The sequence below is a fragment of the Halobacterium sp. KA-6 genome (assembly GCF_021029015.1).
Taxonomy (GTDB): domain Archaea; phylum Halobacteriota; class Halobacteria; order Halobacteriales; family Halobacteriaceae; genus Halobacterium.
In genome coordinates this window covers 122,127-144,158 of record NZ_JAJJZH010000006.1, presented here as the reverse complement: position 1 = coordinate 144,158, position 22,032 = coordinate 122,127, and the positions used below count along the sequence as shown (strand labels likewise).

Annotated in this window: 25 protein-coding genes and 1 tRNA gene; 9 read left to right on the top strand and 17 right to left on the bottom strand. The window is 69.1% G+C overall.

Features of this window, described 5'->3' with window-relative positions:
- The first annotated feature begins 21 nt into the window (after positions 1-21).
- Positions 22-2,091 (top strand): VWA domain-containing protein, encoded by a 2,070-nt coding sequence (locus LPA46_RS13130; protein WP_230892860.1) that lies wholly within the window; start codon positions 22-24, stop codon positions 2,089-2,091.
- Positions 2,091-2,807 (top strand): HoxN/HupN/NixA family nickel/cobalt transporter, encoded by a 717-nt coding sequence (locus tag LPA46_RS13125; RefSeq protein WP_230892859.1) that lies wholly within the window; start codon positions 2,091-2,093, stop codon positions 2,805-2,807. The genes LPA46_RS13130 and LPA46_RS13125 overlap by 1 nt, the downstream gene beginning before the upstream one ends.
- Before the next feature lie 8 nt (positions 2,808-2,815).
- Here the strand turns inward: LPA46_RS13125 and LPA46_RS13120 are convergent, their stop codons facing one another.
- Genes LPA46_RS13120 through cbiT form a run of 11 tightly spaced genes read right to left on the bottom strand, consistent with a single transcriptional unit; the run spans position 2,816 to position 11,533 of the window.
- Positions 2,816-4,042, bottom strand: a complete 1,227-nt coding sequence (locus LPA46_RS13120) for an outer membrane protein assembly factor BamB family protein (RefSeq protein WP_230892858.1) — start codon at positions 4,040-4,042, stop codon at positions 2,816-2,818.
- Positions 4,020-4,391 (bottom strand): DUF3209 family protein, encoded by a 372-nt coding sequence (locus LPA46_RS13115; RefSeq protein ID WP_230892857.1) that lies wholly within the window; start codon positions 4,389-4,391, stop codon positions 4,020-4,022. The genes LPA46_RS13120 and LPA46_RS13115 overlap by 23 nt, the downstream gene beginning before the upstream one ends.
- Positions 4,388-5,611: a CbiX/SirB N-terminal domain-containing protein gene (locus tag LPA46_RS13110; protein WP_230892856.1), complete on the bottom strand. Its 1,224-nt coding sequence runs from the start codon at positions 5,609-5,611 to the stop codon at positions 4,388-4,390. Before LPA46_RS13110 ends, LPA46_RS13115 begins: the two co-directional genes overlap by 4 nt.
- Positions 5,608-6,306: a cobalamin biosynthesis protein gene (locus tag LPA46_RS13105; protein ID WP_230892855.1), complete on the bottom strand. Its 699-nt coding sequence runs from the start codon at positions 6,304-6,306 to the stop codon at positions 5,608-5,610. The genes LPA46_RS13110 and LPA46_RS13105 overlap by 4 nt, the downstream gene beginning before the upstream one ends.
- On the bottom strand, positions 6,303-6,578 hold the full coding sequence (locus tag LPA46_RS13100; RefSeq protein ID WP_230892854.1) for a ferredoxin: 276 nt from the start codon (positions 6,576-6,578) through the stop codon (positions 6,303-6,305). The genes LPA46_RS13105 and LPA46_RS13100 overlap by 4 nt, the downstream gene beginning before the upstream one ends.
- Positions 6,578-7,540, bottom strand: coding sequence for a precorrin-3B C(17)-methyltransferase (gene cobJ / locus LPA46_RS13095; protein ID WP_230892853.1), 963 nt, complete (start codon positions 7,538-7,540; stop codon positions 6,578-6,580). The genes LPA46_RS13100 and cobJ overlap by 1 nt, the downstream gene beginning before the upstream one ends.
- Positions 7,540-8,400: a precorrin-3B C(17)-methyltransferase gene (locus LPA46_RS13090; protein WP_230892852.1), complete on the bottom strand. Its 861-nt coding sequence runs from the start codon at positions 8,398-8,400 to the stop codon at positions 7,540-7,542. The genes cobJ and LPA46_RS13090 overlap by 1 nt, the downstream gene beginning before the upstream one ends.
- Positions 8,397-9,371: a cobalt-precorrin 5A hydrolase gene (cbiG, locus tag LPA46_RS13085; RefSeq protein ID WP_230889129.1), complete on the bottom strand. Its 975-nt coding sequence runs from the start codon at positions 9,369-9,371 to the stop codon at positions 8,397-8,399. Before cbiG ends, LPA46_RS13090 begins: the two co-directional genes overlap by 4 nt.
- 2 nt (positions 9,372-9,373) lie before the next feature.
- Positions 9,374-10,264: a cobalt-precorrin-4/precorrin-4 C(11)-methyltransferase gene (locus LPA46_RS13080; RefSeq protein WP_230892909.1), complete on the bottom strand. Its 891-nt coding sequence runs from the start codon at positions 10,262-10,264 to the stop codon at positions 9,374-9,376.
- Positions 10,242-10,970 (bottom strand): cobalt-factor II C(20)-methyltransferase, encoded by a 729-nt coding sequence (locus LPA46_RS13075; RefSeq protein ID WP_230892851.1) that lies wholly within the window; start codon positions 10,968-10,970, stop codon positions 10,242-10,244. Before LPA46_RS13075 ends, LPA46_RS13080 begins: the two co-directional genes overlap by 23 nt.
- Positions 10,967-11,533, bottom strand: a complete 567-nt coding sequence (gene cbiT, locus LPA46_RS13070) for a precorrin-6Y C5,15-methyltransferase (decarboxylating) subunit CbiT (RefSeq protein WP_230892850.1) — start codon at positions 11,531-11,533, stop codon at positions 10,967-10,969. Before cbiT ends, LPA46_RS13075 begins: the two co-directional genes overlap by 4 nt.
- Before the next feature lie 151 nt (positions 11,534-11,684).
- Between cbiT and LPA46_RS13065 the strand changes: the two genes are divergently transcribed.
- Positions 11,685-12,494 carry a DUF7839 domain-containing protein gene (locus LPA46_RS13065; protein WP_230889126.1) on the top strand — a complete coding sequence of 270 codons (810 nt, stop codon included), beginning with the start codon at positions 11,685-11,687 and terminating at the stop codon, positions 12,492-12,494.
- Between the two features lie 3 nt (positions 12,495-12,497).
- Here the strand turns inward: LPA46_RS13065 and LPA46_RS13060 are convergent, their stop codons facing one another.
- Positions 12,498-12,821, bottom strand: coding sequence for a tRNA-binding protein (locus tag LPA46_RS13060; protein WP_230892849.1), 324 nt, complete (start codon positions 12,819-12,821; stop codon positions 12,498-12,500).
- 74 nt (positions 12,822-12,895) lie between these two features.
- On the opposite strand from LPA46_RS13060, the gene LPA46_RS13055 reads away from it, so the two are divergent.
- The 3 genes from LPA46_RS13055 (at position 12,896) to LPA46_RS13045 (ending at position 13,979) form a co-directional block, all read left to right on the top strand.
- The gene (locus LPA46_RS13055) at positions 12,896-13,135 is read left to right on the top strand and encodes a glutaredoxin family protein (RefSeq protein WP_230892848.1); all 240 of its coding nucleotides are present in this window, start codon (positions 12,896-12,898) and stop codon (positions 13,133-13,135) included.
- The gene (locus LPA46_RS13050; protein WP_230892847.1) at positions 13,132-13,668 is read left to right on the top strand and encodes a cob(I)yrinic acid a,c-diamide adenosyltransferase; all 537 of its coding nucleotides are present in this window, start codon (positions 13,132-13,134) and stop codon (positions 13,666-13,668) included. The genes LPA46_RS13055 and LPA46_RS13050 overlap by 4 nt, the downstream gene beginning before the upstream one ends.
- Positions 13,669-13,904: 236 nt before the next feature.
- Positions 13,905-13,979 (top strand) — tRNA-Val (locus LPA46_RS13045).
- A gap of 196 nt (positions 13,980-14,175) precedes the next feature.
- On the opposite strand, the gene LPA46_RS13040 is transcribed toward LPA46_RS13045, so the two are convergent.
- From LPA46_RS13040 to LPA46_RS13020, 5 genes are all read right to left on the bottom strand, one after another.
- Positions 14,176-15,201, bottom strand: coding sequence for a DNA-methyltransferase (locus LPA46_RS13040; RefSeq protein WP_230892846.1), 1,026 nt, complete (start codon positions 15,199-15,201; stop codon positions 14,176-14,178).
- A gap of 44 nt (positions 15,202-15,245) precedes the next feature.
- A complete protein-coding gene (locus LPA46_RS13035) occupies positions 15,246-15,443 on the bottom strand; it encodes a DUF7835 family putative zinc beta-ribbon protein (RefSeq protein ID WP_230889121.1) in 198 nt (65 codons plus the stop codon).
- 298 nt (positions 15,444-15,741) lie between these two features.
- A complete protein-coding gene (gene sucD, locus LPA46_RS13030) occupies positions 15,742-16,611 on the bottom strand; it encodes a succinate--CoA ligase subunit alpha (RefSeq protein WP_230889120.1) in 870 nt (289 codons plus the stop codon).
- Positions 16,608-17,756 (bottom strand): ADP-forming succinate--CoA ligase subunit beta, encoded by a 1,149-nt coding sequence (sucC, locus tag LPA46_RS13025; RefSeq protein WP_230892845.1) that lies wholly within the window; start codon positions 17,754-17,756, stop codon positions 16,608-16,610. The genes sucD and sucC overlap by 4 nt, the downstream gene beginning before the upstream one ends.
- A 128-nt stretch (positions 17,757-17,884) precedes the next feature.
- Positions 17,885-18,523, bottom strand: coding sequence for an SdpI family protein (locus LPA46_RS13020; RefSeq protein WP_230892844.1), 639 nt, complete (start codon positions 18,521-18,523; stop codon positions 17,885-17,887).
- 115 nt (positions 18,524-18,638) lie between these two features.
- Here LPA46_RS13020 and LPA46_RS13015 point away from each other — a divergent pair, with 115 nt between their 5' ends.
- The 3 genes from LPA46_RS13015 to LPA46_RS13005 all read left to right on the top strand — a co-directional run bounded on the left by LPA46_RS13015 (position 18,639) and on the right by LPA46_RS13005 (position 22,018).
- Complete coding sequence (locus tag LPA46_RS13015) at positions 18,639-19,016, top strand: hypothetical protein (RefSeq protein ID WP_230889117.1); 378 nt, start codon at positions 18,639-18,641, stop codon at positions 19,014-19,016.
- A gap of 84 nt (positions 19,017-19,100) precedes the next feature.
- A complete protein-coding gene (locus LPA46_RS13010) occupies positions 19,101-20,444 on the top strand; it encodes a sodium-dependent transporter (protein WP_230889116.1) in 1,344 nt (447 codons plus the stop codon).
- 140 nt (positions 20,445-20,584) lie between these two features.
- On the top strand, positions 20,585-22,018 hold the full coding sequence (locus LPA46_RS13005; RefSeq protein ID WP_230889115.1) for a sodium-dependent transporter: 1,434 nt from the start codon (positions 20,585-20,587) through the stop codon (positions 22,016-22,018).
- Positions 22,019-22,032 lie beyond the last annotated feature (14 nt).

Genomic DNA, 22,032 nt, shown 5'->3' with positions numbered 1-22,032 from the left:
CCACGTTGTGGTATTACAACTATGGTTGAATTAGGAAGCGGCAAAAAGCTGTCGCAGGCGAGCCGCACCGCGGTGCCGTTCCCGGCCGTCGTCGGCCAGCGCGACCTCAAGAACGCGCTCCTCGCGGTCGCCGCCAACGACGCCCTCGACGGCCTCCTCGCTGCCGGCGAGAAGGGGACCGCGAAATCCACGGCGGCGCGGGCGCTCACCGACCTCCTCCCCGACCAGCGCGCCGTCGCCGACTGTCCCTACGGCTGCCCGCCCGACGACCCGAAGCGCCAGTGCGCGGACTGCCGGACCCGAGACGACCCACCCGTCGAGACGCGACCAGTCCCGTTCGTCACGCTCCCGCTCGGTGCGTCACGCGACCGCGTCGTCGGGTCGCTGTCCGTGCCGGACGCCCTCGACGGTGACGCTGAGTTCAACCCTGGTTTACTCGCACGGGCGAACCGCGGCGTCCTCTACGTTGACGAAGTGAACCTTCTCGACGACCACCTCGTCGACGTCCTCCTCGACGCCGCCGCCGCGGGCGTCAACCGCGTCGAGCGCGACGGCGTCAGCGTCGCCCACCCCGCGGAGTTCACCCTGATTGGGACGATGAACCCCGAGGAGGGCGACCTCCGCCCGCAGTTCCGCGACCGCTTCGCGCTCCAGGTGCGCGTTGCGGGCAGCGACGACCTCGACGACCGCGCGACAATCGTCTCGCGCGCGCTCGACGGCTTCGACGGCGACTACGTCGAGGCGACCGAGCAGGTCCGCGAGCGCCTGCTCGGTGCGCGCGAACTGCTCCCTGAAGTGGACCTCCCGGACTCGCTCGTCCACGAGATTGCCGAACTCTGCCGGGACGCAGGCGTCGACGGCCACCGCGCCGACGTCGCCACCGCACGCGCCGCGCGCACGTTCGCCGCGCTCGACGGCCGACCCACGGTCACGGAGGCCGATGTCCAGCGCGCCGCGGAGTTCGCGCTCCCGCACCGCCTCCAGTCTCGACCGTTCGAGGACGCGCCCGACCCCGAGGACGTTGTCGACGACCACTTCGAGGACGGAACGGACGACGCGGAGCACGAGGAAGAGAGCGAGGAATCAGACGCCGACACGGGCGACGAGCCAGCCGACCCGGGGGCGGACTCCGAGCCGGACGACGAGCACAGTAGCAAGTCCCCGACAAACCCCGAATCCAGTGGTTCGGGGGACGAACACGGAGGCGACGGGAACGCCGCGGAGGCCGAGCAGTCCGAGAACGAATCGGTCGACGAGGGCGACGACGCCGAAGACGCCGCGCCGCTCGTTCCCGGGCAGTCGCACTCGGAGACAGTCGAGCCGGGTGCGGGTGCCGCGCCGGAGACGGCAGCCGCGAGCGCGGAGCGACCTGCCGGAACTGGTGGCGCGACCGCGACGCCGAGCACGGACAGTCGTGGGCCGCGCGTGCGGACCGAGCGTGCGTCCGCGACGGACAGCGTGGACGCCGCGGCGTCGGTGCGAGCGGCCGCGGCGCGCGGCGCGGAGCGGGTCAAGCAGCGCGACCTCCGGCAGTCCGTGCGTGCGGGGTCGGCGTCCGCGCTCGTCGTGTTCGCGGTGGACGCCAGCGCGTCGATGCGCGGGCCGATGCGCGCCGCGAAGGGCGTCGCGCTGGACGTGCTGCGGGACGCCTACGAGCGCCGCGACGAGGTCGCCGTCGTGACGTTCGCGGGCGACGACGCGGACGTCGTCCTGCCGCCGACAGACAGCGTGACGCTGGCGGCGCGCCACCTCAAGTCGCTGCCGACAGGCGACCGCACGCCGCTGCCCGCGGGCTTGCGCGCCGCCGACGACGTGCTGGCGCGCGCGAACCCGGACGCCGCAGTCGTGGTGGTCGTCACGGACGGTCGCGCGAACGCCGGCACGGACGCGCCAACCGCGGACACGCGAGAGGCCGCGAGCGCGCTCGCCGACCGCGGCGCGGAAGTGCTAGTCGTGGACGCCGGGGACGGCGGTCGCACGAGCCTCGTGGACGACGTGGTACGCGCTGCTGGCGGCGAGCGCGTTCCCTTGGACGCGCTGACGCCCGAGCGAATCGACGGCGCCGTCCGCGCCGCCGGGGGTGAGCACTGATGGCTGGCCTCGGCGTTGGTACCGGCCTCGGCGTGCTCGGCGCGGCGGCCGTGCTGGGCGTGACGCACGCGCTCGAACCCGACCACGCGGCCGGCATCTCCGCGCTCACCAGCGACACCGACCGGTGGACCCACGCCGCGTTCGTCGGCGGGAGTTTCGCCGTCGGGCACGTCCTCGTCGTGGTCGCGTGGGTCGCCGTGCTCACGCTGCTCGGCACCGCCGCCAGCACCGTGCCCGCGGTCGTCGACAAATTCGGGACGCTGGTCGCGGGCGGGATTCTCGTCGCCGTTGCCGCGCTGCTCGCCGTCACCGGCGCGCGCCGGCTCCGCGGGCGGTCCGCGCGGCCGTCGCCCGAGGACGCCTCGAATCTGGTCGGACGCGTCCTGTCGCGGGCACACGCCCACCTCCACAGTCACAGCCACGAGACGCGCCGCGACTACCTCCGCACGGGCCTCGTCGGTTCGCTGTTCGCGCTGTCGCCGCCGGTGAGCATGCTCGCGCTCGTCTCCGCCGTCCTGCCGACCGCCGGACTCCCCGCGACCGCCGCGAGTGTCGGGGTGTACGGCGTCGCGCTGACCGTCACGATGGTCGGCGTCGGCACCGGCCTCGGCGGCGTGTTCACGGCAGCGCGCGAGCGCGGCCAACACGCCCACGCCGCGGTCGAACTCTGCGCGAGCGTCGTCGTGCTCGCGTTCGCGGTGCAGTTACTCGCCTGAAAACAGGGTCAGTCGAACAGCCGGAGCCGGTACGCGCCCCGCTGTTCGCCGTCGTCGTGGTACGTGACTGGTTCTTCGACGCCCGTGACGCGGTCAGCGTCGACTGCTGCCGCCGTGACGACGCCCGCTGCGCTCCACGACTCCGTGCGTCCTCCCTCGACGTCGTAGACGCGGACGCCGTGGCGCGCGGGGTCGCGCTCTCGGAAGTGCTGGGCGACTGGCACTGCGAGCCGGTCACCGTGAATCGCCGTCTCGTGCGCGAAGCCACCGACATGGTCGGCGAACCTCTGTTCGCCATCCGCCGCCACGCCGACCGCGGTGTGCTCGCTGGGGTGACGCGCGTCGGTCTCGCGGCCCTCCTCGGGGTAGGTGTTCCCGGTGACGAACAGCGCTCCGGCAGCGGTCGCGTGGACGTGGTTCGGGTACGTGTACACCGTCTCGTGGCCGCGGTCGACCGGCCGCCCGAGGTCGACGGCCCACCGGACGCCGTCGCCGTCGATGCGGTAGCCGCGGTAGTCCGCGTGGCTCGCGGCGACGAACCCGTCCGGCGCGAGCGCGACGTCGCCGACGCGCCGGTCGCCGCCTCCCGGCGGGTCCCAGCGCCGTCGCTCCTCGCCCGTGTAGGCGTCCAGAACGACCAGCCCAGCGCCGTGGTGGCCGGGACAGCGGTTGTACGCGACGGCCACGCGGTCGCCGTCCGCGGCGAGGCTAATCGGCGACGCGTCGGCCGCGAACCGCCACGCGACGCTCCCGTCCGCCTCGAACGCGTAGACCGCGCTCCGGAAGTTCCGGCCGCCGTCCGGGCCGCGCTCGTAGCGGCGCGCAGCGACGAACGCGCGCTCCCCGCCGTCGCTAACCGCCACGTCGGCGACGAACGGCAGGTAGAACCGCGTCTCCCGTTCCGGGTCGCCGACGTCGTCTGCGGTCCGGTACCGCCAGCGCACGTTGCCAGTGTCGGCGTCGTGGAGGCGTATCTCGCCGTCAACGCCGCGCTCACCGGCGAGCACGCCGTCCGCGAAGGGTGCGAGCGCGACGACGCTCCCTCGGTCGTCGGCCTCGTTTCGCCACCGTTCGGTCGGGTCGCCGTCGTACGCCGCGACCGTCCCGTCAGCGAGGCCGGCGACGGCGCCGTCGTCGGTGAGACAGACGCTCGACCGGCGGCCGAGTTGCCGGGAGCCGTTCGGTTGGACGCCCCCTAACTCGACCGCGCGACTACTCGTCTGCCGGGAAGGCATCGTGCAGTGAGTGGTGGGTCTCGCCGAGGTCGTCGAGGAACGAGTCGCCGTGGTCCGCGAGGCGGGCCAGCGAGCGCTCGGCGTCTCGCACCGCGACGAGGCGGCCACGGAGGTAGTCGTACTCGGGGTCGCTCTCGTCGGTCGCGGCGACCTCCTCTTCGAGGTCGACGAGCGCGGCGTCGAGGTGGCGCTGGAGTTCCGAGAGGGAGTCGGCGTTCGCCAGCCCCTCGATGGGGCCGTCGAGGTGTCCCTCTAGTTCCTTCTCGGCGTGCTCGCGGGCGCTCCGGTCGGTAGTGCCGAGGACGTTCATGAGGCCGAGTCGCAGGGCTTCGAGTTCGTGGCAGGTCATAGTAGCTGTGAGTCGAGGTCGGCGACGATGCGCTCGCGGTCGAGGTGCGAGGCGACGATGCGGTCGGCGTCGTCGGGGGCGACGCGCTGGTACCAGACGCCGTCCGGGTAGACGGCGACGTTCGGACCGTCCCCGCACTGGCCGAGGCACGACGAGCGCGTGACGCGCACGTTCCCGTCGTCGGCGTCTTGGGCGGCTTGCCGGAGGCGTTCGAGGACTGCGGGCGCGCCGTCCGCCGCGCACGTCTGGTTCGTGCAGACGGCGACGTGCTTGTCGGGCGCGTCGTGGGCGTGGGGGTCGTCGGCGACGTTCTCGCGGTCGGCGTGGGCTTCGCGGTGGTCGAGCGCGCGCAGCATCGCCTTCGCGCCGCCGACGTCCTCCTCGTAGCCGTCCAACTCGACCTTGTACTTGCAGGTGTCACAGGACATCTCGACGCTGCCCGTGCGGGCTTCCTGCCAGCGGTCGCCGAGCACGTCCAGCAGCCGGGGGTCCGTGCCCAGCGGGTCGCCACAGGCCGCTTCCACGTAGGGGTATTCGGCGTCAAAGTCGGCGGCTCCGTCCCGGATGCGGCCCGTGAGCACGCCATCGCCGAGCATGTACGGCAGGACGACCACGGCGTCCGGGCGGTGTTTGGCGACGTCGTGGAGCGTGTCCGCGAGTGTCGGCTCCGTGACGCCGATAAACGTCGCGTCCACGCGGGAGAACTCGCGGCCTTCGTAGAGCAGGCGAGCGAGTTTGTGGACGTCGGCGTTCGCATCCGGATCGCTGGACCCGCGAGCGCACAGCACGACCGCCACGTCGTCGCTCGCGCGGTCGACGCCGAGGTCGGCCTCGACGCTCGCGGCGCGGTCGTCCAGCAGGTCGACGATGGCCGGGTGGACGCCAAGATGCGAGCCGTTGTCGAAGGCCACGTCGGGGTGGTCGGCGCGCGCCTGCCGGAGCGCCGCGGGCACGTCGTTCTTGACGTGGCTGGCGGCGAACAGCGACAGGTGGACCACGGAGATGCTGGAGACGGCGGGCGCGAGCGCGTCGATGGCGTCCGCAATCGACGGCTCCGCGAGTTCGAGGAACCCCGCGTCCACGGGTACGCCCAGCCGCGCTTCGAGGTCCGCAGCGAGCGTGCGCACTTGCTCGTTGGACTCTTCGCGGCGCGAGCCGTGGCCGACCAGCAGGACGGCTTCGTCGTTCAGGCTGGCCGTCGCCTCGTCGGTGCGGCTCACGGCCCCACCTCCAGCGAGACGTCGACGTCTTCAGCCTGTTCGAGGCTCCGCCGGAGCTTCCGGCGGCGCGACGGCGCGAACAGCCCAGACGCCTCGCTGCCCTCGTAGAGCCACGCACCGACTTCCGGGACGGCGTCGTCCTCGACGCTGAAGTAGTAGCCCGAGGAGGCGTCGGCCAATTCGCCGTACGGCGCGTCCACGGGCGCGTCGTCGAGGAGCGACTGAACCGTGTCGAGGAGCGCGCGGTCGTCGTGGACGAACGAGAGCCCCACGGTGCCCGACGAGGACTTGAAGCAGACCGTGCCGCAGGCTTCGACGAGTCCGCGGAGGAGTTGACGGTCGTGGTCGGCGAGCGCGTCCAGCCGGTAGCCGCCCGCCTCACCCGAAATGGGCAGGCCGAACGCGGCCGCCGCGCGGGCCGCGAGCCCGCCGAACACCTGCACGGTGTACTCGTCCTCGCGGCGCGTAATCGACGTGTCGTGGGCGTACTCGCGTTCCTCAACGCGGTGGCCGGTGCGCTCGCCGCCGGCGATGGCTGCGAGTTTGTCGGCGACGGCCTCGTCGCTCGTCTCGACAGTCACGCAAGTGTCGCCGAGTTCCCCCGCGCCCGCGACGTACCCCCAGAAGTACGCGGTCTCGGGGTGCGCGGCGAGCGCGGACGCCGGCACGGCCACGTCGGATTCGTCGGTGCTCACGGCTCGCCCTCCACGGCTTCGACGGTGATGGCGTCGAACGGGCACGCCGCCGCGGCGTCCTCAGCGTCCGCGACGCGCTCGTCGTCGAACGTTCCGACCACCGTTTCGTCGTCTCGCTCGATAGTTCCGTCATCGCTGTCGTCGGGCGGCGCGGGGTCCGCGTCCGGGTCAAGCGTGGCGATGCCGTCGTCGTCCTCGACGAACCGCGGGTCGCGCGTCAGGCACGCGAACACGCCGTCGCAGGCGTCGCGGTCGATTGTCACTCGGTACATCAGTAGTCGTACTTCGTCTCGTAGCCGCGCGGAGTGACCATCCGGTCGTCGAAGACGTACGTGTCCTCGTTGCCGACGACGACGGTCGTAGTCATGTCCACGAGGTCGGTCTCGCCGTACGACTCCAGCTCGCCCAACGTCGTGAGTTCGATTTCCTCGTCCTCGCGGCCCGCGCCGTGGACGATACCCACGGGGGTGTCCGCGTCGCGGTGCGCGAGCAGAATCTCGCAGGCCTTCTGGAAGTTCTCGCGGCGCTTGCGGCTCCACGGGTTGTAGATGGAGATGGTGAACCCCTCGCCGGCGACGGCGTGCAGCCGCGACTCGATTTCCGGCATCGGCGTGAGGTGGTCCGACAGCGAGACGCTCACGGAGTCGTTCACGAGCGGCGCGCCGAGCCGTGCCCCACAGGACTGCGCCGCGGGGACGCCCGGCACGACCTCGAAGTCCAGTGCGGACGCGGTCGCGCCCTTCGACTCCACGATTTCGAGCGCGAGCCCCGCCAGCGCGTAGACGTTCGGGTCGCCGCTCCCGACGATGGCGACGTCGTTGCCCGCGAGCGCGCGGTCGATAGCCTCCTCCGTGCGGGAGACCTCGCCGCACATCGGCGTGTCGTAGATGTCCTCCGCGTCGTCGGTGATGTCGTCGGGGATGAGGTCGATGTACGTCGTGTACCCGACGATGTGCTCGGCGTCCGCGAGCGCGGCCTTCGCGCGCTCGGTCATCCCCTCGGGCTGACCGGGCCCGAGACCCACTGCGGTGAGTTTGCCGGGGTCAGCGTCGAAGTCGTCGGCGGTCGAGCCAACCTTCTCCTCGGTGCTCTCGGACGCGCCACACGACGAAGACGACGAGTCGGTGCTGCTGGACGCGCCGCACGTCGACTCGCTGGACGAGTCCGTCGTGCTCGCTGCGCCACAGTTGGAAGTCGATGCGTCGGTCTCGGTGGTGGTGTCGTCAGTGCTCATCAGAAGTCCTCGACGTCACGCCCGCCGCGCGGGGTGACGAGGTGTTCGCGGTGGTCGTTGGTCCATACCTCCGTCTCGTGGTTCCCGACGAGAATCGAGGTGCCCATGCCGCCGACCTTCTCGTCGTGGTCGGCGACCTCGCCGAGCGTCGTCACGGTGTGCGTCTCGCCCTCGGTGTTCCGGCCGGCGTCGCCGCGCCCTGCGTCGTTGACGATGGCGACGGGCACGTCGTCCGCGCGCTCCTCGCGGAGCACCCGGACGGCGCGCTCGTAGTCCCGCCAGCAGTTGTAGAGGACGACGACGAACCCGCTGATGGCAGCCGCGCGGAGTTTCTCCTCGATTTCCTCCCAGCCGCGCCACTTCTCCGAGAGGGAGATGGTGCAGAAGTCGTTCGACAGCGGCGCGCCGAGGTTCGCCGCGCCGCCCAGCGCCGCCGTCACGCCTGGCACGATTTCGATGGGGACGTCGTACGCCTCGTCCTCCTCTGCCATCAGGTAGACCAAGTCGGACTTCCCGTAGACGTTCGGGTCGCCGCCGGAGACGTGCGCGACGTCGTCGCCGTCGCGCACGCGTTCGAACGCCTCGCGAGCGAGTTCGACCTGCCGGCCCATCGTCGACCGCACGATTTCCTGGTCGGGACGCTCGCCGGCGTCCTCTGGTGGGAGGGTGCCGTCCCGCCGCAGGAACTCCTGGTAGAGGTTCGACGCGACCACGCAGTCCGCGGTTCGGACGACGTCTTTCGCGCGCTGGGTCATTCCGCCAGGAAGGCCGGGGCCGATGCCGACGACGTACAGCGTGCCGTAGTCGCTGGTGTCGGTAGCAGTGGCGGCATCGCTGTCGGTAGATGTATCAGCGCTCATCGTCCCACCGCCACTGTCACGGCCTCGTCGTAGCGCTCCTTCTCAACGAGCAGGTCGTGGTCGTGGCCGCCCGCGATTGCGGACGCCTCCGCGATGCCGGGCCAGCCGATGAGTTCCTTCGAGCGCGAGGGCGTCGGGCCCTCGTGGTCTTCGAGGGTCTCCTTCTCGAAGGAGACGACGCCCAAATCGAGTTCCTCGGCAGCGGCGAGCAGTCCGTCTTCGTCCGCTTTCCGGGTGCCCGTCGCGATGAACTCCACGTCGTCGAGGTTGTAGTCCGTGGGTTCGAGGCTGGCCGCCCACGCGTCGAGGAATTGCTGTTTCTTCGCGCCGGAGACGCTGCCCGTTCCGAGGACGACGCCGTCGTCGCCGTTGCGCTTGAGGACGGTGACGTCGTCGTCGGCGAGCACGGCCGCGGGGCCGTCGAGGCGCGCGACCGGGCCGAGATTCTCGTCGAGGACCGCGAGGTTCGTCGCGACTGTGGAGTCGCCGTTGACGACGTGCGCGTCGAGGGCTCGCGCGCGCTCTTCGACGCCCTGCTTGCCCGCGGCCTCGCTGGCCGTGGTCACGGCCGGTACCGCACCCATCGACGCGAGGTCGTCGGCGACCTGGTTCGCGCCGTGGTGGCCGCCGGTGAGCGGAATCGCCCACGTGAGTTCCTCGTCGACCACGACGACCGCGGGGTCGTCCCACTTGTCGTCGAGCAGGCCCGCGGTCTTGCGCATCGCGATGCCGGAGGCCATCAGTCCGACGAAGCAGTCGTACTCGCCCCAGTGCTCCTCGAAGACGTCGCCGTGGTACTCCAGAATCTCGATGGAGTCGTAGCGGTCGCCGATGCCCGCCACGATGTCCTCGGCGGTGCTCATCTTCCGCTCAAACGCCACGATGGCGATGTCTTCGGCGACCTCCCCGTCGGAGTCGGGCGTCGAACAGTGCGCTCCAGAACCGTCGCTGTCGTTGCTGTCGGTGCTCATGGTTAGTCATCCGCCTCGCTCTCGCTGCCGCTACGGTTCGCCCAGTCGCCGTAGAGGTACGAGCGGTCGTAGTTCGCGCCCGCCCCAGCGTCGCCGATAACGACGAGCGCGGAGGCTCGGTACCCCGCGTTCTCGACTTTCTCGCCGATGGTTTCGACGGTGCCTTCGATGACGTCCTCGTCGGGCCACGACGCGTGGTAGACGATGGTAACGGGGGTGTCGGGGTCGTGGCCGTCGTCGCGGAGTCGGTCCATCACGTCCGGGATGGCGTGCGTGCCGAGGTAGATGCAGGTCGTCACGTCGCCCATCTCGACGAAGTCGGAGACGTGGTCGTCCTCCGGGTCAAGCGTGCGTCCTTGCGGGCGTGTGAATGCGACGTGGTTCGCGGTGCCGTTCAGCGTGAGTTGCGTGCGTAGCGTCGCCGACGCCGCGAACGCCGACGTGACGCCGGGAACGATGTACGTCGGGACGCCTTCTTGTTCGAGGGCGTCCATCTGCTCCAGGGCCGCGCCGTAGATTGCGGGGTCGCCGCTGTGCAGGCGGACGACGGTGCGGCCGTCCTCGTGGGCGTCCCGCATCAGCGGTATCAGTTCTTCGAGGTCCTTCCCCACGGAGGAGACGGTCTCGGCGTCCGCGCAGTACTCGTCTAGGAGTTCGCTGTTCACGAGCGAGCCGGCGTGTACGACGAGGTCTGCATCCTCGACGAGTTCCTTTCCGGTCACCGTGAGCAGGCCGGGGTCACCCGGGCCAGCGCCGATGAACGGGATGCCCTCTTGGACATCGCCGGCGGTGTGCTCGTAGACGCGGGGGTCGCGGCCGCGTTCGCGCTGCTCGCTGGCGGCGTCGATGGCGGCCTGCGGGTCCGTCGCGTCAGTCACCGCCGACCACTCCATTAGGACTGTCTGCACCGTCGCGGGCGTCCTCGAAGGCCGTCGGGCGGTCCTTCCGTAAGTCCGCGCGTTCGGCGTACGCGAGCGTGTAGTAGTCCCGCTCGGCGATTTCGGTGGGGTCGCTCGTCACGCGCTCGTCGCCCTGCTCCATGAACAGCCGACGGCCGTACGTGACGTCGTAGCCGGCGTCCACGAGGCCGTCGTGGGTCGCGGGCGCGTCCGTGACCTTGAACAGGACCATGCGGTCCGGGCCAGTCGGGGATTTCCCCTGGGCGGCCTCGCGGAGCGCGAGCCCTGCACCAGCGTCGATTTCCACGCCGAGCGCGGTGGCGAACGCGGTGACCGCGCTGACGCCCGGGACTACCTCCACGTCCACGTCGGGGTGGAAAGCGTCGAGCGTGCGGCGGAGGTGGCCGAACGTCGAGTAGACGTTCGGGTCGCCGAGCGTCACGAACGCGGCGTCCCCGTCGCTGGCACGCGGTGCGACTTCCGCGGCGGCGTCCCGCCACGCGTCGCGGAGTTCCTGTGGGTCCCGCGTCATCGGGAAGTCGAGGTCGCCGATGCGCGACTCGGGGACGTGTTCGGTGGCGACCGTCCGCGAGAGCCGGCCAGGCGAGTAGACGACATCCACGGTTTCGAGGACACGCTTCCCGCGCACGGTCACGAGGTCGGCTTCGCCAGGACCGAGGCCGACACCGTAGAGGGTCATCGGTCGCCCTCCGCGGCGTCCTCGGTGGCGCTCCCGACGAGCATGTAGACGGGGTTCTGGGAGTCGAAGGAGGTCGCGCCCGCGAGCTCGTAGCCGTGGCTCACCTGGAACTGGACGACCTCCTCCAGGAGGTCTCGTTCGCGGAACGCCTCGGTGGCAGCGCCCGCGACCTCCAGACGGGAGACATTCATCACGACCGTCTCGACGCTCGCGTCGACGGCGTAGTCGAGGACGGCCTCGTAGTTCCGGCTGCCGCCGAGGAACAGCGCGTCGGCGTCCTCGGGGAGGCCATTGGGAGCTTCGGCCTCGCGGACGTCGACGGCGTCCGCGAGGCCGTTCGCTGCGAGGTTGCGTTCGGTGGTCTCGACGCGCTCGCGCTTGCGCTCGACGGCGGTGACGCGGCCAGCGTCGCGGGCTGCGTCGGCTGTGACTGCGCCCGTGCAGGAGCCGACTTCGGCGAAGTGGTCGTCGGGTCCGAGCGCGAGCTTGGCCCGGAGGACTGCTCGCACCTCCGATTTGGTCGGTCCGGCTTTGGCGTCGTGGGGGAGTCGGGTCTGAGCCATCACCGAACACAACAGCAGTAGCGCCTAAAACAATTTTGGTTGTATTAGAGAAAGTGTATTTTTGTTACGGCCGGCGAAACGGCCAGTAGCGCAACCGAGGACGGAGTTTGTACAAAGATACTTGAATTAGGGACGCGTCAGGTCGTGGTGAATGAGCGATTCGAGCACCGTCGGGGAGCTGGGGGTTCTCCGGAGCAAGCGCAACGCCACACGCTACCAGATACTCGTCGAAATCGCCGAACGCCAGCCCGCGGTCAGCCAGCGCGAAATCGCGGAAGCCATCGGCGTCACCGCGCAAGCGGTCAGCGACTACCTCGGCGACCTCGTCGAGGACGGCCACGTGCGCAAGCACGGCCGCGGCCGCTACGAGGTCACCAAGGAGGGGGTCGACTGGCTCATTTCCCAGACCGACGACCTCCGGTCGTTCGTGGAGTACGTCTCCGAGAACGTCATCGAAGAGGTCGAGGTCGACACCGCCATCGCCACCGCGGAAATCCAGGAGGGCCAGCGCGTCACGCTCGCGATGCAGGACGGCGTGATGCACGCCACGCCCGGCGATGTCGGCAGCGCCACAGCCGTCGCAGTCACGTCGGCCGAACCCGGCCAGGACGTTGGTGCCGCGGAGTTCGAGGGAATGCTCGACTACCAGCCCGGCGAAGTTACCGTGCTCTCGGTTCCGACTGTTCGAGAGGGCGGGAGTCGCGCGCTCGCCAAGGACGTCGTCGAAGACCGGCTTGCGGAACACGACCGCGTGGCTGCTGCGGGCGTCGAAGCACTCGTCGCCGTGCGGGACGCTGGCGTCGAGCCCGACATCCGCTTCGGGACCGCCGAAGCCGTCCCGGAAGCCGCGAGCAAGGGACTGTCCGTGTTGCTCGTGGCGACGACTGACCGGCTCTCCGAGCACACCGACCCGTTGCGCGAGCGCAACGTCGGCTACGAGGTCGTCGAAGCCGGCGACTAGTAACTAGTAGAGTTCGCCGCCCAGCGGTACGTCCTCGTCCGGGCCGACGAGCACGGGGTTGCCATTTTCGTCCGGGACGCCGACGGTGAGCACTTCCGACTCGTAGCCCGCGATGTTGACCGTGCCGAGGTTCGTCGCGCACAACACCTGCCGGCCGACGAGGTCGTCGGGGTCGTAGTTGTAGCCGGTCTGCGCGGCCGACTGGACGACCTCCTCGCCGAGGTCGACGTCAAGTTTCGCGAGTTCGGGCTTGCGGGCTTCCGGGAACGGTTCTGCGGCGACGACTTCGCCGACGGCGAACGTCGTCTCGAAGAGGTTCGATGGCACGCACGAGGCGACGGCGTGCGGGGGCAAAACGGTTCGGGACCAACTACTTTGCCGCCGCCCCGCAAAGGGACGGTATGAGTCTGATACTCTACGAACTGGACGGCTGCCCGTACTGCGAGAAGGCCGCGGACGCGCTCGACGACGCGGGCGTCGACTACGAGACGGTCTGGGTGGACGCGATGCACTCCGAACGCAACGAGGTCAAGCGCGTGAGCGGCCAGCGCGGCGTCCCCGTGCTCGTGGACGACGACCACGGCGTGACGATGGCCGAGAGCGAGAACATCCTGACGTACGTCGAACGCACTCTCACATGAAAATCTACACGCGCCGCGGCGACACTGGGAAGACGGACCTCCGGGACATGACGCGGGTGTCGAAGACCAGCCCGCGCATCGAAGCGTACGGCACCGTCGACGAGGTGAACGCGCTCCTCGGGACGGTGCGGCCGACTGGCGTCGACGAACTCGACGAGTACCTGGAGGCCGCCCAGAATCACCTCCACGTCGTGCAGGCGGACCTCGCCAACCCGGAACCAGAGGAAGGCGACCCAGTCGTCACCGAGGAGCACGTCAACCAGGTCGAGGCGTGGATAGACGCCTGCGAGGAACAATTGGAACCGCTGGAGTCGTTCATCCTGCCGGGCGGCGACGAATCGGGCGCGAGCCTCCACCACGCGCGAGCGGTCTGCCGGCGCGCCGAGCGTCGCGCGGTCGCGCTCGCCGACCACGAGGACGAGGTCAACGAGACCGCAATCGCGTACCTGAACCGGCTCTCCGACGCGCTGTTCGTGTTCGCGCGGCTGGCGAATCTGGAAGCAGGTGTCCGCGAGGAGTCGCCGTCGTACTGACGGCGCGCGGACGAGATGATGCCTTCGTCCCGTGTGGGACGCGGTTGGTGCCGACGGGTGACAGGCTGGGACAGACGCGGACGGACGGCCGGCGGCGTCCGCCGCACGACTTTTAGGTTTGCCCAAAACGACTAAAATCTATCGGTGGCGGGCATCGGGGCGTGGTTCGGTGCATCACTCCGCGCGTCGACTAAACGCAAGCCTTAATGGCGGCCTGCGGGTATTATCTGGTGCGCGGGTCGGTGGTCTAGTCCGGTTATGACGGCTCCTTCACACGGAGCAGGTCGGCGGTTCAACTCCGCCCCGACCCACTTCTCCTTGAACCGACGCCAGCCAGCGACGCGTGTGTCCCTGGCCGCGTCGTGACTGCGTGAATGACGTCGGAAGGGGTTGAACCCTGCAAGTCGCGCGCAGCGGGGCGGGCACGGCTTACTCTGGTTCAACTCCGCCCGGCCGTCTCGCTCCGCTTCCATTCGCCTCGACTGACTTCTTCCGGTTCGAATCCACCTACTCCTCGTACGGTTCGTGCGTTGCTTCCCAGCCGTCCAGCGTCGGTTCGACGTCCGTGACTTCGTGGAAGCGAATCGCCTGTTCTTGTTTTGTTCGGACGCGCGTGTCGTAGTGGTCGGCGGCATACTCGAAGTCGTCTCCAGAGTCGTCGACGAACGCGCGGTGGTCGTCGAGGCGGCTGGTGGCGAACTCCCGAGAGAGCGCGGGGGCGTCGCGGATGCGGTCGTCGAAGGCGTCGGCGAGGCCGTCGTCGCGTTCGACGCCGACGGAGTGGCGGCCGGCGATTGCGGCGGCGAGGCTCGTGGTGCCGGTCCCCCAGAACGGGTCGAGGACAGTGTCGCCGTAGACGGAGTACATGTTCACGAGGCGGTAGGGGAGTTCCAGCGGGAACGCCGCCGAGCGCTCCCGCAACTCGTGGTCGGCGAGCGTCTGGTGCTCACCGTTGAGGTCGTCCCAGACGTCCGAGAACCAGCGGTTGCGCTCCTCCCAGAAGTACGCGGCCTCGTAGCGGCGGTCGGCGCGCGGTTCGAACTCGCGGCGCTGGCCGTTCCGAAAGACGAGGACGTGCTCGCGTTCAAGCGTGACGTACGCGTTCGGCGGCACCATCCCGCTGCCCATGAACTTCGCGGCGGAGTTGGTGGGTTTGCGCCAGAGCACGCCCGGGAGCGGGTCGAAGCCCAGCGACTGGAAGGCGTCGGTGACGCGCGCGTGGTTGTCGTAGACGCGGAACCGGCCGAGGTTGCGGGTGGCGTCACCGACGTTGACGACGGCGATGCCACCCGGGGCGAGCACGCGCGCGAGTTCCGTCCACGCGTCGTCGAGCACGGAGAGCATCAGGTCGTGGGCGCGGTCGCCGTGGCCGGCGTCAAGCGCGTCGCCGACGGCGGAGTCGAGGGCGGCGAAGACGTCGTCCCACATCTCGATCATCGGGTACGGCGGCGACGTGACCACGAGGTCCACGGAGTCGTCGGCGAGCGGGAGGTCGCGGGCGTCGCCGACGTGGACGCGGTGGGTGGTCTCCATTCACTCAGTTGTCCGCACGCCCACACGTAGGCGTTTCGCTGGCGTCAGGCGTCGCTCATGCGGCGCGCGTCAGTGGCGTCGCAGACCAGACACCGGCTCACGCGGTAGGGCTCCCGCGAGCAGCCGGGGTTATCCACGGCGTGGTTCTCCACGCGGAGCTCGATGCGGACCGCGTGGCGGGTCGCTCGGTCGCAGTCCTGGCAGAACTCCCGGAGGTTCGAGTCGGGGGCGGTAGTAGTCATCGTGTCCGATTGGTCAATCGGCTAGAGTATAAACCGGGGATACAGTGGCCGCCGTTTTGGGACGGTTAAGCCGAATTAACGACGATTTACGGGCTGCTGCGGCACGAGGGGGAGAACCAGAACTGCTGGCCGCGGCCGTTGGACCTAACTACCAGCGTGGTGTGTATTCACACGCCGGTCGCGTGGCTCGGCCAGGGGTGTCCGAGCCCGCAGCGACCTGCGCTCCGTCCTCACGTTTCTCACCGCACAGCCACGGCTCGCGGCTGCTCGTTTCCGAAAGAAAAGCGGCGCGTGCCGACTACAGCAGGTCTTCGATGTCGTCCGCGACTTCCTCCGGGGTGTCGCCGACGGGGACGCCTGCCTCGTTGAGCGCGTTGATTTTGGACTCGGCAGTACCGGTGCCGCTGCCGGAGACAATGGCACCCGCGTGGCCCATGCGCTTGCCCGGCGGCGCGGTGCGGCCCGCGATGAAGCCGGCAACCGGCGTGTCCATGTTCTGCGCGATGTACTCGGCGGCTTCCTCCTCGTCCTCGCCGCCGATTTCGCCGCACATCACGACGGCCTCGGTCTCCTCGTCGGCCTCGAACAGTTCGAGGGCGTCGATGAAGTCCGTCCCGATGATGGGGTCGCCCCCGATGCCGATGGCGGTGGTCTGGCCGATGCCGCGCTGGGTGAGCGAGTCCACGACCTGGTAGGTCAGCGTGCCGGAGCGGGAGACGAGCCCGACCTTCCCCTCCGAGAAGATGTTCCCGGGGAGGATGCCGAGTTTCGCCTCGCCAGGCGTGATGATACCCGGGCAGTTCGGCCCCTGCAGGCGCGTGTCGGTCTCCTGCAGGCGCTTGTTCACCTTCGCCATGTCCTGGGTGGGGATGCCCTCGGTGATGGCGACGGCGAGGTCGAGGTCCGTGTCGAGGGCCTCGAAGATTGCGTCCGCGGCGAACGCCGGCGGCACGAAGATGACCGAGGCGTCGGCGTCCTCCTCGTCGACGGCGTCGTGGACGGTGTCGTACACCGGGACGCCGGCGACCTCCTGGCCGCCCTTGCCCGGCACCGCGCCCGCGACGACGTTCGTGCCGTAATCGATCATCTGTTCGGCGTGGAACTTTCCTTCCCCGCCGGTGATACCCTGTACCACGACGCGGGTGTCGTCGTCGACTAGAATGCTCATTGTTCTGCCTCCGTGTCAGCGTATTCGACGGCGCGCTGCACGGCGCCTTCGAGCGTTTCCTCGACGGTCACCAGCTCGTCGTTGAGAATCTCGCGGCCCTCCTCGGCGTTCGTGCCGGCGAGGCGCACCACGACGCGCTTGGGAATCTCGTCGAACTGTTCGAGCGCGCTGTTGATGCCCTTCGCGACCTCGTCGCCGCGCGTGATGCCGCCGAAGATGTTGAACACGACGCTGTCGACGTTCTCGTCGCTGAACACCATGTCGAGGGCGTTCGCGACGCGTTCGGCTTTCGCGCCGCCACCGATGTCCAGGAAATTCGCGGGCTTGCCGCCGTAGTAGTCCACGAGGTCCAGCGTCGTCATCACGAGTCCGGCGCCGTTGCCGATGATGCCGACGTTGCCGTCGAGGCGCACGTAGTCGAAGCCGTACTCGTTGGCCTTGGCTTCGAGTTCGTCCTCGGCGGCCTCGTCTTCCATTTCCGCGAGTTCCGGCTGACGGAACAGCGCGTCCTCGTCGATGTTCATCACGGCGTCGGCCGCGATGACTTCGTCGTCGCTGGTGACCATCAGCGGGTTGACCTCGACGTCGCTGCCGTCGCGGTCCTCGTAGAGGTCGTAGAGGGTCGTCAGGATGGACGCGACGTCGCCCGCGACCTCGCGGGGGATGCCGGCGTCGTAGACGACCTTCCGCGCCTGGAAGGGGTGGAGGCCGAACGCGGGGTCGACGTGCTCCCGGGCGATGGCCTCGGGGTCTTCCTCCGCGACTTCCTCGATGTTGACGCCACCTTTCTCGGAGACCATCACGACGGGCTTGCCCTCGCCGCGGTCCATGGTGACGCCGACGTACAGTTCGTTCGTGAAGTCGACTGCTTCCTCGACGAGAACCTTGTCGACCGTGTACCCCTTGAGGTCCATGCCGAGGATGGACTCGGCGGCCTCGCGGGCTTCGGTTTCGTTCTCGGCGAGTTTGATGCCGCCGGCCTTCCCGCGGCCGCCGACGTGTACCTGGGCCTTCACCGCGACGGGGTAGCCGAGGTCACTCGCGGCCTCGACGACCTCGTCGACGGACGTGGCGAGCGTCGACCCGGGGGTCGGGATGCCCGCCTCGGCGAAGACCTGCTTCGCCTGATACTCGTGGAGCTTCATTTTGCACTCGGAAGGCTGTCGCGGGTTCGCATAAAGCCAACCCTTCTCACTCACCCCTGCCGCTTTCCGGCGGTCGGGTCGTGGACACAGTTCGGAACGGACGCTGCCCCGCGATTTTGCTGGTCTGTTCAGTCGCCCTGGCGGTACAGATAGTACGAGTAGCCAAACGAGACGACCGCGATGACGAGCGCGGGAGCAAGGACGAACGCAAGCGCGTACGCGGGAACGAAGACCCCGAGTGCCGCGACGACGCCACCCACCTGGAAGAGGCGGCCGACGACGCGGTTGGTCTGCTCCCAGACGGCTTCGTCTTCGAGCGTCCACGGCGTGCGCACGCCGACGAACCAGTTCTGTTCGGCGTGGCGGGTGACGGTGCCGGCGACGGCGTAAACCGCGCCGATTGCGGGTGCCAGCGCTTGGAGGAGTTCGAATGCGTAGCCGAGGTTCGCGAGCACGACCACGACGTCGAGGTACGCGAACAAGCCGAGCGTCGTGAGCGCGAGCGCGTCGTACGCGGGCCGGAACGACTCGTAGTCGGTTCGTGGATCCACGCGCGGGAGCGCGACGAACAGCGCGAACAGGCCGGCGTTCAGCACTGGGAACAGCACGAGTCCGAGCGCCCGCGGCATCGTGTCGTTGACGTCGCCGCTGGCGTTCCAGTGGGTCGCCATCTCCGCGGGCATCTCGGGGTACGCGAGCGCGCTGACGACGGCGGTGAGAGCGACCAGCGCTACGCCGCCCGCGACCAGGCGTCTGTCGGAGGGCATGAGCGGGTGTTGACTGCTCTCCCACTTAAACGCGGGCGGCGCTCGCACGGTGGTTTTGTGTACGTGATGACAACGGATAATAAGGTTAATCTGTCTTACTTGAAATGCGACAACCATGACACGCGTGCTGAAGACGTCGGGGTTCCTCGGCCTCGCGGTCCAGATGCTGTACGGGATGCAGAACGCCTACCTCGTCATGCCCGGCGGGCCGAACCTCCCGGGATGGATGGTCGGCGCGCACGCCCACCTCGGCGTGCTCTCGATTCTCGCGGTCGTCGTCGGCTTCGCCGTCGACCACTACGACCTGCAGGGCCGGGAGCGCTCGCTCGTCCAGTGGTTCTACGTCGTCGGGCAGTGGGTTGTCCCCGGGAGCGTCGTCGCCGCGGAAGGGCTCTCGATGCCGCCGCTGCACTTGCTGGCGTTCGTCGCGGGCACGCTCCTCTTCCTCGCGATGGCCGACTTGACGTACCGCGCGGCCACCCACGAGGGCTGACGCTCGTTCGCGGGGCTGTGGCGTGGGCTTCGCTCGCAAACCGTACGCTTTTTAACTGACGGCGCGGGTACGGCGTGGTACAACATGACAGAACGAGAAACCTGGGCCACGAGACTCGGCTTCATCCTCGCGGCCGTCGGGTCGGCGGTCGGCCTCGGAAACATCTGGCAGTTCCCGTTCAAGACCGGGACGAACGGCGGTGCGGCGTTCGTCTTCGTCTACCTGCTCGCCGCCCTGCTCATCGGGCTCCCCGCCATCCTCGGGGAGTTCGTCGTCGGGCGGCGCGCGAACATCAACGCCGTCGAAGCGTTCGACCGACTGAAACACCCCGCGTGGACGGTCGTGGGCGCCATCGGCCTGCTCACGGGTCTGTGGATTCTCTCCTACTACAGCGTCGTCGGCGGCTGGGTCATCCGGTACGTCTTCGGGAGCGCGACCGGCGCGTACTTCGGTGACGCCGCCGGCTACTTCGCGTCCGTCTCCGCAGGCTGGGAGGCCATCGCCTTCCACGCCGTCTTCATGGCCATCACCGCGGGCATCGTCGCGTTCGGCGTCGAGGAAGGCATCGAGAAGGCGACGAAGCTGATGGTGCCGTCCATCGTCGTCATGCTCGTCGCGCTCGCCGTCTACGCGTTCACCCTCGACGGCTCCGCGGCCGCGTACAGCTACTACCTCTCCCCGGACTTCGGCTACCTCGCGAACAACCTCGGCAGCATCGTCCCGTTCGCGGTGAGCCAGGCGTTCTTCTCGCTGTCCCTGGGGATGGGCGCGATGATTACGTACGCGTCCTATCTCGGTGACGACGACAGTCTCCCCGCGGACGGTAGCCTCGTCGTCGTGCTGAACACCGCGGTCGGCCTGCTCGCCGGCCTCGTCGTCATCCCGCTGCTGTTCGTGCAGTTCGGCGGCGTGCCGGACGCCGCAGCGGGCGGCGGCCCCGGTGCGCTGTTCGTCGCCGTCGCGCAGGTGTTCGCCGACCTCGGCGCCGCGGGGCAGGCGCTCGGCGCGGTGTTCTTCCTCGTCGTGCTCATCGCCGCGCTCTCCTCGGCAATCAGCCTGCTGGAGGTCGTCACCTCCTACGTCGTGGACAACTACAGCTACAGCCGCCCCGGCACCGCGTTCGCGTTCGCCGGCGGCCTGTTCGTCCTCGGCACGCTCTCCGCGTGGAACACCGCGTGGCTCGGCTGGTTCGACACGCTCGCGTACAGCGTGTTGCTCCCGCTGTCGGTGCTGCTCGGCGTCATCTTCGTCGGCTGGGTGTACGGCCCCGAGGCCGTCGACGAAATCAAGAAGGGCACCAGCGGCGGTGAGACGTTCGCCACCGCGTGGCTCTGGTCGATTCGGACGTACGTGCTCGTGGGCGTGTTCGTGACCCTCTACCTCGGCGTCACGGACATCTACGCTGCGCCGCCGATTCCGGGACTCTAGGAACCGTCACCGCCGTGGCGATTATGGCGCGGACCCACAGTTCTATAACGGTCTTTTAGCGTCGTTACGTGGTGTTTTCTACGGTTTGACGGTTCGTCAGTCGCAACCCTCAAATGCGGGGGGTTGCTACGGCGTACCTAATGACACGCGAGTCCTGGCAGACACGAATCGGCTTCATCCTCGCGGCCGTCGGCTCGGCCGTGGGGCTCGGGAACCTCTGGCGGTTCCCGTGGATGACCAGCGAGAACGGCGGCGCGGCGTTCCTCCTCGTCTACCTCGGCATCGTCCTGCTCGTCGGCGTCCCCGGGTTGCTCGCGGAGTTCGTCATTGGCCGCCGCTCCCGACGCAACCCCGTCGGCGCGCTCTCCGACCTCTCCGACTCGAAGTACTGGTCGGGGTTCGGCCACGTCTTCGTCGTCACTGGTATCGTCCTCCTCTCCTTCTACAGCGTCGTCGGCGGGTGGATTCTGCGCTACTTCGCGGAGAGCTTCACGGGCGCGTACTTCGCCGACCCCGGCGCACACTTCGGCGCAATCAGCTACGGGTTCGACGCCGTCGCGTTCCACCTCCTCTTCCTCGGCATCACCGCGCTCGTCGTGCTCCGTGGCGTCCGACGTGGCATCGAGCGAGCGACGAAACTGATGATGCCGGCCATCGTCGTGTTGCTCGTCGCGCTCGCGGCGTGGGGCGTCACACTCGACGGCGCAGCCGAGGGCGTCGCGTTCTTCCTCTCCCCGGACATCGGCTTCCTGCGCGCGAACTTCTTCGACATCCTCCCGCAGGCCGCCGGCCAGGCGCTGTTCACGCTCTCGCTGGGCGCGGGCACGATGCTGACGTACGCCTCCTACCTCGGCGAGGACCGCTCGCTGGTCACTGACGGCACCGCCATCGCCGTGCTCAACACGGTCGTCGGCGTGCTCGCGGGCGTCGTCGTCTTCCCCATCCTGTTCGCGCTGGGCGCTGGCGCGGGCGGCGGCGGTCCGGGCGCGCTGTTCATCAGCCTCGCGGGCGCGTTCGGCGCGCTCCCCTACGGACAGGTCGTCGGCGTCGTGTTCTTCGGCGTCGTGTTGCTGGCCGCGCTCTCCTCGTCGATTTCGATGCTGGAGATTCCGGTCTCGTTCCTCGTCGACGAGTACGGCGTCTCGCGGCGTCGCGCCGTCGGCGCGCTCACCGGCCTGTTCGCCGTCACCGGGAGCGTCTGCGCGCTCGACGCCGAGATATTCGGCGTCGTCGCCGGCCCGGTCGTCGACCTCCTATTGGCCGGTGGACTCGTCGGCTTCCTGCTGTTCGCGGGCTGGGTGCTCGGCACGGACGCAGTCGACGAACTCCAGCGCGGCGCTGGCTCGCTCGCGCGGTCGCTGGCGACGCCGTGGCTGTACGCGGTCGGCGTCGTCATCCCCGTGTTCCTCATCTTCACGTTCGTCTCCGGGCTCGCGGGCGCGCTGGGCGTCGCTGTCGGCCCGCTCTCGCTGCTCGGGGTCACCTTCGACCAGACGCGCGTGTTCCTCGTAATCACCGCGGCGGTCGCCGTCGCGTCGTTCCTCGGACTGCGGCGCTCGCGCTCGGTCCTGTAAACAAGCGCCGCCGC